This is a genomic window from Citrobacter telavivensis (genome assembly GCF_041807075.1).
In the GTDB taxonomy this organism is placed as follows: Bacteria; Pseudomonadota; Gammaproteobacteria; order Enterobacterales; family Enterobacteriaceae; genus Citrobacter_A; species Citrobacter_A telavivensis.
Genome location: NZ_JBGUBF010000008.1, coordinates 1 through 12,083, shown reverse-complemented (window position 1 = coordinate 12,083; position 12,083 = coordinate 1). Strand labels below are relative to the sequence as shown.

Sequence of the window (12,083 nt, the reverse complement as noted above, 5' to 3'; positions counted from 1 at the left end):
TGGAGCAGGTATGAACTCACGATTTGAACCACAGTACTTTGGTGATGAATCCGCGTCGATCGTCCACGGAGATGCGCTGACAGAACTCAAAAAACTCCCCGCTGAAAGCGTCGATTTAATCTTTGCCGACCCGCCTTACAATATCGGAAAGGATTTTGACGGCATGGTGGAGTCCTGGGACGAGGTCGTCTTCCTGGGCTGGCTGTTTGCGTGCATAGAAGAGTGCCATCGGGTACTGAAAAAACAGGGCACGATGTACATCATGAACAGTACCGAAAACATGCCGCATATCGATCTCAAATGCAGAACGCTGTTTACCATCAAAAGCCGGATCGTCTGGTCTTATGACAGTTCAGGCGTACAGGCGAAGAAATTCTTTGGCTCAATGTATGAACCCATCCTGATGATGGTCAAAGATGCCAGACAGTACACATTCAACAGTGACGCCATTCTGGTCGAAACCAAAACCGGCGCGCAAAGAGCGCTAATCGACTACCGTAAAAACCCGCCACAGCCATACAACACCCAAAAAGTTCCGGGCAACGTGTGGGAATTCCCCCGCGTACGATATTTGATGGATGAATATGAAAACCATCCGACGCAAAAACCTATCGCCCTGTTAAAGCGGATCATTCTGGCCTCCTCAAATCCTGGCGATACGGTGCTGGATCCCTTCGCTGGCAGCTTTACGACAGGTGCCGTGGCCGTGGAATCGGGGCGTAAATTCATCGGCATTGACGTCAATAACGAGTATGTGAAGATGGGGATCAGGCGGCTGAACATCAGCTCACACTACTCCCCGGAAGAGCTGACGAAAGTCAAAAAGAGAAAGACTAAAAACCTGTCGAAAAAGAGCCGAACGGCATCGGATGTGGTGAAGATCACAGCAAAGTAAAAGCATTGTAATCCTGCTTTTCTGAACGCGTTTTTCGTGTATATTTCCTGCACGCTTGGGCATGAATACACAGGATTTAGCAATGATTCGTAAGTATTGGTGGCTGGTTGTGTTTGCCGTCTCCGTTTTCCTTTTTGATGCCTTACTGATTCAGTGGATTGAGCTGATCACCACGGAAGTCGATAAATGCCGCAATATGGATTCTGTTAATCCGCTCAAACTGGTCAACTGCACCGATCTGCAATAGCGTTTGATTGATAAGCAGGAGAAATGATTAAATTTATTTTTTCACGTTTTTTCCGGCATTAACTGCATGACATTTTCGTCAGTAATTAACATCCTTAATACATTATCCACCAGCAACGGGGCCTGCTGATAAAGATCGTAGCGGGTGGGATTCATCAACCAGTTTTTCACAATACCGCTAAAACTACCGTGAATAATAATTAAGACGACGTCTAAATCCAGCGTTCTGGAAATCAATCCTTCCGCCATACTCGCCTGCAATGCGTCGCGTAGTCCCTTCTGGCTAAATCCAATTTTCTCTCGTATTTCTTGCTCTGATATCATGCCCTCATGAAATTCGCATTTATGATATAAAATTTGCAACAACGCCTGCTGCCGGGGAATCTCTGCGATATATTGCAACCCTGCGATTAGCTTCTCACGCAACTGCTGTAGCGGATTATCGCAAACATACAACGTTAACCGTTCCTGAATAAGATCGCGTAATGGCGGTTGCTGCTGCCAGAGTTCATTAAAAAGCTGCGTTTTATTGTCAAAATGCCAGTAGATAGCGCCCCGTGTGACCTGAGCCGCGTCCGCAATGTCGTTGAGCGTCGTGTTGCCAACGCCTCGCGTGGCAAACTGGATGATTGCTGTTTCAATCAAATGTTGCCGCGTTTTCAACGCTTCGGCTTTTGTTCTCTTAGCCATAGGTTATCGTATCAGAGGAAGAATAAAAAAATGAATACGACGATTCGAAATCGTCGATAAAAATAACTGTATCATTTCATCCATTCAGAGATGGCATAAAAGCGAACCACTTCAGCACAAAACATTCAAATAAACACCACAAATAAAATCAATACAAATATTCACACCACGAATATATATTTCAAAACATATTAATATCCAAAAAAACATAACAAAACAAAACAGAATGAAAAGGTAAGCACCTCTTCTTTTTGCTTTTACGTGCCGTAACCCAGAGCATAAAATAAGTATTACTTACATCGCACGATAATAATTTGTAGGATAGCCAACTGTTATTTCTTCGTGCACGTTATCGCCTTACCGTTATCCGGTAAATAACGAGCTATTGGTTTTTAAGGAACAGTAATGACGAAACATGCCAGGTTTTCACTCCTGCCCTCATTTATCCTCATCTCTGCTGCGTTGCTTGCCGGTTGTGACGATCAGGGAGATAAGCAAGCTCAGGCAACTGAACCGCAGGTGACCGTTCATGTGGTCACCTCCGCGCCATTAGCGGTAACGACCGAACTACCCGGACGCACCTCTGCATTCCGCGTTGCAGAGGTGCGTCCACAGGTCAGTGGTATTGTCCTCAAAAGGAATTTCACCGAGGGCAGCGATGTTGAGGCCGGGCAGTCGCTGTATCAAATTGATCCTGCCACCTTGCAGGCGAATTACGACAGCGCGAAAGGGGATCTGGCGAAAAGTGAAGCCGCTGCTGCCATCGCCCGTTTGACGGTAAAGCGCTATGCCCCGCTGGTTGGGACAAAATATATCAGTCAACAGGAATACGACCAGGCGATTGCGAATGCGCGTCAGGCCGATGCGGTAGTTATCGCCGCGCAAGCCGCCGTTGAAAGCGCACGCATTAATCTGGCTTACACCAAGGTTACCTCGCCGATCGGCGGCCGGATTGGCAAATCCAGCGTCACTGAAGGCGCACTGGTGACCGACGGTCAGGCAACGGCACTGGCTACCGTACAGCAACTCGATCCTATCTATGTCGATGTCACACAGTCCAGCAGCGACTTTATGCGCCTTAAGCAGTCCGTTGAACAGGGCAGCCTGCATAAGGACAGCGCCAGCAGCAGCGTCCAGTTGCTGATGGAAAATGGTAGTGCGTATCCCCTGAAAGGGACACTGCAGTTCTCTGATGTCACGGTGGATGAAAGCACGGGCTCCATCACCCTCCGCGCCGTATTCCCTAACCCGCAGCATACTCTGCTGCCGGGGATGTTTGTTCGCGCACGAATCGACGAAGGCGTTCAACCAAACGCCATTCTGATCCCCCAGCAGGGCGTAACGCGAACACCTCGCGGTGATGCGACAGTGCTGGTCGTCAATAACCAAAGCCTGGTTGAACCGCGCACCGTTATCGCTTCACAGGCCATCGGTGACAAATGGCTGATTAGCGAAGGCTTACAGCCCGGCGACCAGGTGATCGTCAGCGGAATACAAAAAGCCCATCCCGGCGTGAAAGTGAAAGCCACCACGGATGCCAATACCCCTGCGGCGAAAGCGGCGCAATAAGGTCACCGGATATGGCAAACTTTTTCATTAGACGTCCGATCTTTGCCTGGGTACTCGCCATCATTCTGATGCTGGCGGGAGCCCTGGCGATTATGCAACTGCCTGTTGCGCAATACCCGACTATCGCACCACCTGCGGTTGCGATTTCCGCGACCTATCCAGGGGCAGATGCGCAAACGGTGCAAGATACCGTGACGCAGGTTATCGAACAGAATATGAACGGTATCGATAACCTGATGTATATGTCGTCCACCAGCGACTCTGCAGGTAGCGTGACCATCACGTTAACCTTTCAGTCCGGGACCGACCCGGATATCGCTCAGGTTCAGGTGCAGAACAAACTGCAGTTGGCGACGCCGTTGCTGCCTCAGGAAGTACAACAACAAGGGATTAGCGTAGAAAAATCGAGCAGCAGCTTCTTGTTAGTCGCAGGGTTCGTCTCTGACAATCCGCAAACGACTCAGGACGATATTTCCGACTACGTCGCCTCAAACGTGAAAGATACGATCAGCCGCCTGAGCGGTGTGGGTGATGTACAACTGTTTGGCGCACAGTACGCGATGCGTATCTGGCTTGATGCCAATCTGCTGAACAAATACCAGCTCACGCCGGTTGATGTCATCAATCAGTTGAAAGTGCAGAACGACCAGATCGCAGCCGGTCAGTTGGGCGGAACGCCAGCATTGCCGGGTCAACAGTTGAACGCCTCCATCATCGCGCAGACGCGTCTGAAAGATCCTGAGGAATTCGGCAAAGTCACATTACGGGTAAACAGTGACGGTTCCACCGTGCGCCTTAACGATGTTGCGCGTATCGAACTTGGGGGAGAAAACTATAACGTTGTCGCCCGAATTAACGGTAAGCCAGCCGCTGGCCTAGGGGTCAAACTGGCGACCGGCGCCAACGCCCTGGATACCGCCAGCGCGATCAAAGCCAAACTCGTTGATCTGCAACCTTTCTTCCCACAAGGGATGAAAGTGGTCTATCCGTACGACACAACGCCATTTGTGAAGATCTCCATTCACGAAGTCGTGAAAACGCTCTTCGAAGCGATCGTACTGGTTTTCCTTGTGATGTATCTGTTTTTGCAGAACATCCGCGCAACGCTCATTCCGACAATTGCGGTTCCCGTCGTGCTGCTGGGTACGTTTGCGGTCCTCTCGGCGTTTGGTTACTCGATCAACACCTTGACGATGTTCGGGATGGTACTGGCGATAGGCCTCCTGGTCGATGACGCTATTGTGGTGGTGGAAAACGTTGAACGCGTGATGATGGAGGACAAGTTGCCGCCCAAAGAGGCAACGGAGAAATCCATGTCCCAAATCCAGGGGGCGCTGGTTGGGATCGCGATGGTGCTGTCTGCCGTCTTCATCCCGATGGCCTTTTTCGGCGGCTCCACCGGGGCGATTTACCGCCAGTTTTCTATCACTATCGTATCCGCAATGGCGCTCTCCGTTCTGGTGGCATTGATCCTGACTCCGGCACTTTGCGCAACGCTGCTTAAGCCAGTATCCGCCGAACACCACGAGCAGAAAGGGAAATTCTTCAGTTGGTTTAATGCAAAATTTGACCTCAGCGTTAACCACTACACCCACAGCGTCAGCGGTATTGTACGCAACACCGGGCGCTACCTGATTATCTACATCCTGATTGTCGTCGGGATGGCGATACTGTTTCTACGTCTCCCTACCTCCTTCCTGCCTGAAGAAGATCAGGGTGTGTTCATGACCATGATTCAGTTACCTGCCGGGGCAACCCAGGAACGAACCCAAAAAGTGTTAGATCAGGTTACGCATTACTACCTGAATAACGAAAAAGCGAATATTGAGAGCGTGTTTACGGTCAATGGTTTCAGCTTTAGCGGCCAGGCGCAGAACGCGGGTCTGGCTTTCATTAGCCTAAAACCCTGGGATGAACGTAGCGGCAAGGAAAACAGCGTCGAAGCGGTGATTGCGCGCGCGACCCACGCGTTCAGTCAGATAACGGATGGAATGGTCTTCCCCTTCAACATGCCGGCAATTATTGAACTGGGCACCGCGACCGGTTTCGACTTTGAGCTCATTGACCAGGGCGGGCTGGGTCACGCCGGGCTAACATCAGCACGTAATCAGCTATTGGGCATGGTGGCTAAGCACGCCGATCTGCTGGTCCGTGTTCGTCCTAACGGTCTGGAGGATACCCCGCAGTTCAAGCTGGATGTTGACCAGGAAAAAGCGCAGGCGCTTGGCGTTGCACTGTCAGACATTAACCAAACGATCTCGGCATCACTCGGTGGTTCCTACGTTAATGACTTTATTGACCGCGGACGCGTGAAGAAAGTCTATGTTCAGGCGGATGCGAAATTCCGTATGCTGCCAGAGGACATCAACAATCTGTACGTTCGCAGCGCCAACGGCAAGATGGTGCCCTTCTCAGCCTTCAGCACCGCCCGTTGGGTGTATGGCTCTCCGCGTCTGGAACGCTACAACGGCATGCCATCAATGGAACTGTTGGGTGAGGCTACACCAGGCCGAAGCACCGGTGAGGCGATGGCGTTGATGGAAAATCTCGCGTCAAAATTGCCCAATGGCATCGGCCATGACTGGACGGGAATGTCATATCAGGAACGTCTGTCTGGTAATCAGGCACCGGCACTGTATGCCATCTCACTGATCGTCGTGTTCCTCTGCCTTGCCGCACTGTATGAAAGCTGGTCCATTCCGTTCTCGGTGATGCTGGTTGTCCCGCTCGGTGTAGTTGGCGCGCTTCTGGCCGCCTCCCTGCGTGGGCTGAATAACGACGTCTATTTCCAGGTCGGACTGTTAACCACGATTGGCCTTTCCGCGAAAAACGCCATTCTGATCGTGGAATTTGCCAAGGATCTGATGGAGAAAGAAGGTCGTGGCCTGATAGAGGCAACGCTTGAGGCGGCACGCATGCGCCTACGCCCTATTCTGATGACCTCACTCGCATTCATCCTCGGCGTAATGCCGCTGGTCATTAGTCGGGGAGCGGGGAGCGGTGCCCAGAATGCGGTCGGAACCGGTGTGATGGGAGGAATGCTGACAGCAACGCTGCTGGCCATCTTCTTTGTCCCGGCATTCTTTGTCGTAGTAAGAGGCCGTTTTAACAAATCCCAGAGCTAATGTGTAAATAAAGGCGTCGACGGACGCCTTTATCCTTTCAATATCTTTCTTTATTTATTAAACAGATAGTCATTTACTCTGCGTAATACGAAACTTGCGCCTCCATTATTTTTACAATCCACATGAATTGAGATTATTCCATATGCCAATCTTTTTTTAAGCGGTGGTAAAATTTGGTTCGTATTCGCAAAGCAGCATTCACTATTACTGCATTTCGCGGAACGCTTATTTTTGAGGTAACACCATGAAAAGATTAATTCCAGTGGCATTGCTCACGGCATTGCTGGCGGGCTGTGCACACGATTCCCCCTGCGTTCCGGTTTATGACGATCAGGGACGCCTCGTTCATACCAATACCTGTATGAAAGGGACGACTCAGGATAACTGGGAAACCGCTGGCGCGATTGCTGGCGGGGCCGCCGCTGTTGCGGGCCTGACGATGGGGATCATCGCGCTGTCAAAATAACATTCTCAGAGCGCGGAACATGCCGCGCTCTTAGCCTAAGATCACCTTTTTTCATATCATACAATGTGTTGAAAAATAGATATCCCATTACATTTTAATTATCAATAACGTCCCGCCCTCTTCTTTTCTTCATTTATCTTTCAATACTCACCCTCTCGATATTCACGCCCGAAACTGTTATTTCACTTCGCGAGCATTGTTTTAAATATTTTGCTCCAAAATGTGGCTTACGTTTCAATTTCGCACCATTTCAGGGCGCTGAGTTTATTTTTTCCTGTCTACACTCTGCTTATTGCGTCGGATATTCGTGCGCAAAACCTGGCACTACCTTTGCTTAAAAGAGTATGGCCAATGCCACAGACAGGTTAAAGACGTTGCAGAACGTCTCTCTATAACAATAATTTCTTTGCCACACAGGATGCATTATGAAAAAGATGATGATAGCCACACTGGCTGCGGCCGGCGTGCTGCTTGCGATTGCCAATCAGGCACATGCGGGTACAACGCTGGATGCTGTAAAAAAGAAAGGGTTCGTGCAATGTGGTATCAGTGACGGTCTTCCCGGTTTTTCTTACGCTGATGCGAACGGGAAATTCTCCGGGATAGATGTGGATGTTTGTCGTGGCGTTGCTGCCGCCGTCCTGGGAGATGATACAAAAGTAAAATATACCCCACTCACCGCAAAAGAACGCTTCACCGCATTACAGTCTGGCGAAGTCGATCTTCTCTCCCGTAATACCACCTGGACCTCTTCGCGTGATTCCGGAATGGGTATGTCCTTTACTGGCGTCACCTATTACGATGGCATCGGCTTCCTGACCCACAACAAAGCGGGCCTGAAAAGCGCGAAAGAGTTAGATGGCGCCACCGTCTGTATTCAGGCGGGAACGGATACGGAACTGAACGTGGCGGATTATTTCAAAGCCAACAACATGAAATACACCCCGGTCACCTTTGACCGCTCAGATGAGTCGGCAAAAGCGCTGGAATCAGGACGTTGCGATACCCTCGCCTCTGACCAGTCCCAACTCTATGCCCTGCGTATCAAACTCAGCAATCCGGCCGAGTGGCTTGTGCTACCAGAAGTGATCTCGAAAGAGCCGCTGGGCCCGGTTGTTCGTCGTGGAGATGACGAGTGGTTCTCTATTGTGCGCTGGACGCTGTTTGCCATGCTGAATGCCGAAGAGATGGGCGTGACGTCGAAGAATGTCGATGAGAAAGCGGCGAACCCTGCGACACCAGACATGGCGCATCTGCTGGGCAAAGAAGGCGACTACGGCAAAGATCTGAAGCTCGACAATAAATGGGCTTACAACATCATCAAGCAGGTGGGTAACTATGCGGAGATCTTTGAGCGCAACGTCGGATCGGAAAGCCCACTGAAGATCAAACGTGGACAGAACAATCTCTGGAATAACGGCGGCATTCAATACGCACCGCCAGTGCGTTAATTCGTTGTGATGTAACGGGCGCCGCACAGGCGGCGCTCAGTTCAGAGTCATGGTTACCGAGGCTTTCTTATGTTCCATCGCCGCTCAAGTGTAAAAGGGTCACTCTCCTTTTCAAACCCTGCGGTCCGCGCCTGGCTGTTCCAGATCCTCGCCATTCTTGCGGTCGTTGCAGTTGCAATCTATCTCATTCATAACACGATAAATAATCTAAGCAGTCGCGGCATTACCTCGGGCTTTGCCTTTCTCGACCGTAGCGCTGGATTTGGCATTGTCCAGCACCTGATCGACTATCAGCAGGGTGACACATACGGACGCGTTTTTCTGGTGGGTTTGCTTAATACGCTACTGGTTTCCGCGCTGTGTATTGTCTTTGCGTCATTTATCGGCTTCTTTCTCGGGCTGGCGCGCCTGTCGGATAACTGGTTACTGCGTAAACTCTCAACGGTTTATATCGAGACCTTCCGTAACATCCCGCCGCTCCTGCAAATCTTTTTCTGGTACTTCGCGGTTCTGCGCAATTTACCCGGCCCCCGCCAGGCCGCCAGCGCGCTGGAGATGGTCTTTTTAAGCAATCGCGGACTCTATATCCCGTCGCCACAGTTAGGAGAAGGCGTGCTCGCTTTCGTGCTCTCGACAGCAATTGCTATTGCGCTGTCCGTGGGTCTGTTCCGTTTCAATAAAATGCATCAGATGAAAACGGGACAGTTACGCAGAACCTGGCCCACGGCATTAAGCCTGATTGTGCTGCTGCCGCTCATCGCGCACTGGCTTTTTGGTGCGGCGCTGCACTGGGATATTCCACAGCTACGCGGCTTCAACTTCCGTGGCGGAATGGTGCTCATTCCTGAACTGGCGGCCCTGACGCTGGCGTTGTCGGTATACACCTCAGCATTTATTGCCGAAATCATTCGTGCCGGTATTCAGGCCGTTCCCTACGGTCAGCATGAAGCCGCCCGTTCTCTCGGGTTGCCCAATACCGTGACACTTCGCCAGGTCATCATTCCTCAGGCGTTACGCGTCATTATTCCGCCACTGACCAGTCAGTACCTGAATATCGTGAAAAACTCATCGCTGGCTGCCGCCATTGGCTATCCCGATATGGTATCGCTGTTCGCCGGCACGGTGCTTAACCAGACGGGGCAGGCCATTGAAACGATCGCCATTACAATGTCGGTGTACCTGATAATTAGCCTGACCATCTCGCTGCTGATGAACATCTATAACCGGCGAATCGCCCTCATTGAGCGCTAAGGAACCATGATGACAAAAGCATTGCTGTCTCATCCCATGCGCCCGGCCAGTAACGGTCCTGGTCGTTCGATCTTATGGGTACGTAAAAATCTCTTTTCCAGTTGGTCAAACAGCCTGTTGACGCTGTTCTGTCTGTGGCTGATGTGGGAGTTAATTCCTCCCTTGCTGAACTGGGCGTTCCTGCAGGCCAACTGGGTGGGTTCCACTCGTGCTGACTGTACCAAAGCGGGTGCCTGCTGGGTGTTTATTCATGAACGTTTTGGACAGTTCATGTATGGGCTGTACCCACACGACCAGCGCTGGCGTATCAACCTGGCGTTGATCATCGGGTTGGGCTCCATTGTTCCGATGTTCTGGAAAGCGTTGCCGCGTCGCGGACGCTATATCGCCGGCTGGGCCGTCATCTACCCGATCGTTGTCTGGTTCTTGCTGTATGGAGGTTTCCTTGGGCTGGATCGTGTTGAAACGCGCCAATGGGGTGGGCTGACGCTGACCTTAATCATCGCATCAGTCGGGATCGCGGGGGCGTTGCCCTTAGGGATTTTGCTGGCACTGGGACGTCGATCCCACATGCCCGTCGTGCGGATCTTATCCGTCATTTTTATCGAGTTCTGGCGTGGCGTACCGTTGATCACCGTACTGTTTATGTCTTCGGTAATGCTGCCGCTGTTTATGTCAGAAGGAACCAGCATTGATAAACTTATTCGGGCGCTGGTTGGCGTAATCCTCTTTCAGTCAGCCTACGTCGCAGAAGTGGTTCGTGGGGGACTGCAGGCATTACCAAAAGGGCAATACGAAGCAGCAGAGTCGCTGGCGTTAGGCTACTGGAAAACCCAGGGACTGGTCATTCTTCCCCAGGCCCTGAAGCTGGTCATCCCTGGGCTGGTCAACACGATTATTGCCCTGTTTAAGGATACCAGCCTGGTCATCATCATCGGCTTGTTCGATCTGTTCAGCAGCGTGCAACAAGCGACGGTTGACCCGGCCTGGCTGGGTATGTCGACGGAAGGGTATGTCTTCGCTGCTCTGATCTACTGGATTTTTTGTTTCAGCATGTCGCGCTACAGCCAGCATCTGGAAAAGCGCTTTAACACCGGGCGTACACCGCACTGAGGATTCTATGAGCCAACTATTAATACAACCTGCCGACGCGATGATTACGCTGGAAAACGTCAACAAGTGGTACGGACAGTTTCACGTACTGAAGGATATCAACCTGCGAGTAAAACAGGGGGAACGCATTGTATTATGTGGCCCCTCGGGCTCGGGGAAATCAACCACCATCCGCTGTATTAACCATCTGGAAGAACATCAGCAAGGACGAATCATTGTCGATGGGATTGAACTGAATGAGGACATCCGCAATATTGAGCGCGTCCGACAGGAAGTCGGTATGGTATTTCAACACTTCAATCTCTTCCCCCATCTTACCGTTCTACAAAACTGTACGTTGGCGCCCATTTGGGTGCGTAAGATGCCGATAAAAGAAGCTGAAGCGCTGGGAATGCACTACCTGGAACGTGTGCGTATTGCAGAGCACGCGCATAAATTTCCAGGACAGATCTCCGGCGGACAGCAACAGCGCGTAGCCATTGCCCGCTCGCTATGTATGAAACCCAAAATTATGCTGTTTGATGAGCCCACATCAGCGCTGGATCCCGAGATGGTGAAAGAAGTGCTGGATACGATGATTGGCCTGGCGCAGTCAGGGATGACAATGCTTTGCGTAACACATGAGATGGGATTTGCCAGAACGGTGGCAGACAGGGTGATCTTTATGGATCGCGGGGAAATTGTTGAACAGGCACCGCCGGATGAGTTTTTTGCTCATCCTAAATCAGAACGTACTCGTGCATTTTTATCGCAGGTAATACATTAATCAGAATGCAAAAAGGCCACCCTGATGGATGGCCTTCTGCTTTTCTGTACCCAATTCCGCCTGATGGCACTACGTCTATCAGAACTACAACACAGGAAAAACAAAAGGCCCTGTCTTTCGACAGAGCCTTTTGTTTTATTTGATGTCTGGCAGTTCCCTACTCTCACATGGGGAGACCCCACACTACCATCGGCGCTACGGCGTTTCACTTCTGAGTTCGGCATGGGGTCAGGTGGGACCACCGCGCTACAGCCGCCAGACAAATTCTTTTCTACTGTGCCGAACTTTAACCTAATTAAGTGGTGCTGATACCCAGAGTCGAACTGGGGACCTCACCCTTACCAAGGGTGCGCTCTACCAACTGAGCCATATCAGCACGCTAAATTTGATGCCTGGCAGTTCCCTACTCTCGCATGGGGAGACCCCACACTACCATCGGCGCTACGGCGTTTCACTTCTGAGTTCGGCATGGGGTCAGGTGGGACCACCGCGCTACAGCCGCCAGGCAAAT

General features: G+C 51.2%; 10 protein-coding genes, 1 tRNA gene and 2 rRNA genes. 9 read left to right on the top strand and 4 right to left on the bottom strand.

Translation table 11 applies throughout. The features are described 5' to 3' along the window. The first annotated feature begins 10 nt into the window (after positions 1-10). Positions 11-895, top strand: a complete 885-nt coding sequence (gene yhdJ, locus ACERJC_RS21810; RefSeq protein ID WP_373672479.1) for an adenine-specific DNA-methyltransferase — start codon at positions 11-13, stop codon at positions 893-895. 82 nt (positions 896-977) lie between these two features. Further along, positions 978-1,142: a DUF2556 family protein gene (locus ACERJC_RS21805; RefSeq protein ID WP_042324928.1), complete on the top strand. Its 165-nt coding sequence runs from the start codon at positions 978-980 to the stop codon at positions 1,140-1,142. Between the two features lie 41 nt (positions 1,143-1,183). Here the strand turns inward: ACERJC_RS21805 and envR are convergent, their stop codons facing one another. Next, positions 1,184-1,831 (bottom strand): acrEF/envCD operon transcriptional regulator, encoded by a 648-nt coding sequence (envR, locus tag ACERJC_RS21800; RefSeq protein ID WP_373672478.1) that lies wholly within the window; start codon positions 1,829-1,831, stop codon positions 1,184-1,186. Between the two features lie 405 nt (positions 1,832-2,236). Between envR and ACERJC_RS21795 the strand changes: the two genes are divergently transcribed. From ACERJC_RS21795 to ACERJC_RS21765, 7 genes are all read left to right on the top strand, one after another. Beyond that, entirely contained in the window at positions 2,237-3,400 is a 1,164-nt protein-coding gene (locus ACERJC_RS21795) for an efflux RND transporter periplasmic adaptor subunit (protein ID WP_373672477.1), read from the top strand. A gap of 11 nt (positions 3,401-3,411) precedes the next feature. Continuing rightward, positions 3,412-6,525 carry an efflux RND transporter permease subunit gene (locus tag ACERJC_RS21790; protein ID WP_373672476.1) on the top strand — a complete coding sequence of 1,038 codons (3,114 nt, stop codon included), beginning with the start codon at positions 3,412-3,414 and terminating at the stop codon, positions 6,523-6,525. A 244-nt stretch (positions 6,526-6,769) separates the two neighbouring features. Then, entirely contained in the window at positions 6,770-6,991 is a 222-nt protein-coding gene (locus ACERJC_RS21785; RefSeq protein ID WP_000825639.1) for a putative periplasmic lipoprotein, read from the top strand. Between the two features lie 425 nt (positions 6,992-7,416). Further along, positions 7,417-8,442: an amino acid ABC transporter substrate-binding protein gene (locus ACERJC_RS21780; RefSeq protein WP_152406207.1), complete on the top strand. Its 1,026-nt coding sequence runs from the start codon at positions 7,417-7,419 to the stop codon at positions 8,440-8,442. A 69-nt stretch (positions 8,443-8,511) separates the two neighbouring features. Beyond that, positions 8,512-9,693, top strand: coding sequence for an amino acid ABC transporter permease (locus ACERJC_RS21775; protein ID WP_373672475.1), 1,182 nt, complete (start codon positions 8,512-8,514; stop codon positions 9,691-9,693). A gap of 9 nt (positions 9,694-9,702) precedes the next feature. Beyond that, positions 9,703-10,806: an amino acid ABC transporter permease gene (locus tag ACERJC_RS21770; protein WP_152406407.1), complete on the top strand. Its 1,104-nt coding sequence runs from the start codon at positions 9,703-9,705 to the stop codon at positions 10,804-10,806. Positions 10,807-10,813: 7 nt separating this feature from the next. Next, complete coding sequence (locus ACERJC_RS21765) at positions 10,814-11,572, top strand: amino acid ABC transporter ATP-binding protein (protein WP_152406209.1); 759 nt, start codon at positions 10,814-10,816, stop codon at positions 11,570-11,572. Positions 11,573-11,716: 144 nt separating this feature from the next. Here the strand turns inward: ACERJC_RS21765 and rrf (ACERJC_RS21760) are convergent. From rrf (ACERJC_RS21760) to rrf (ACERJC_RS21750), 3 genes are all read right to left on the bottom strand, one after another. Beyond that, positions 11,717-11,832 (bottom strand): 5S ribosomal RNA (gene rrf, locus ACERJC_RS21760). A gap of 40 nt (positions 11,833-11,872) precedes the next feature. Then, positions 11,873-11,948, bottom strand: a tRNA-Thr gene (locus tag ACERJC_RS21755). 14 nt (positions 11,949-11,962) lie between these two features. Beyond that, a 5S ribosomal RNA gene (gene rrf, locus ACERJC_RS21750) occupies positions 11,963-12,078 on the bottom strand. Between the last annotated feature and the right edge of the window lie 5 nt (positions 12,079-12,083).

Coding starts and splice junctions, on each gene's coding strand:
- yhdJ (WP_373672479.1), top strand. CDS start 11: ATGAACTCACGATTTGAACCACAGTACTTTGGTGATGAATCCGCGTCG.
- ACERJC_RS21805 (WP_042324928.1), top strand. CDS start 978: ATGATTCGTAAGTATTGGTGGCTGGTTGTGTTTGCCGTCTCCGTTTTC.
- envR (WP_373672478.1), bottom strand. CDS start 1,831: ATGGCTAAGAGAACAAAAGCCGAAGCGTTGAAAACGCGGCAACATTTG.
- ACERJC_RS21795 (WP_373672477.1), top strand. CDS start 2,237: ATGACGAAACATGCCAGGTTTTCACTCCTGCCCTCATTTATCCTCATC.
- ACERJC_RS21790 (WP_373672476.1), top strand. CDS start 3,412: ATGGCAAACTTTTTCATTAGACGTCCGATCTTTGCCTGGGTACTCGCC.
- ACERJC_RS21785 (WP_000825639.1), top strand. CDS start 6,770: ATGAAAAGATTAATTCCAGTGGCATTGCTCACGGCATTGCTGGCGGGC.
- ACERJC_RS21780 (WP_152406207.1), top strand. CDS start 7,417: ATGAAAAAGATGATGATAGCCACACTGGCTGCGGCCGGCGTGCTGCTT.
- ACERJC_RS21775 (WP_373672475.1), top strand. CDS start 8,512: ATGTTCCATCGCCGCTCAAGTGTAAAAGGGTCACTCTCCTTTTCAAAC.
- ACERJC_RS21770 (WP_152406407.1), top strand. CDS start 9,703: ATGACAAAAGCATTGCTGTCTCATCCCATGCGCCCGGCCAGTAACGGT.
- ACERJC_RS21765 (WP_152406209.1), top strand. CDS start 10,814: ATGAGCCAACTATTAATACAACCTGCCGACGCGATGATTACGCTGGAA.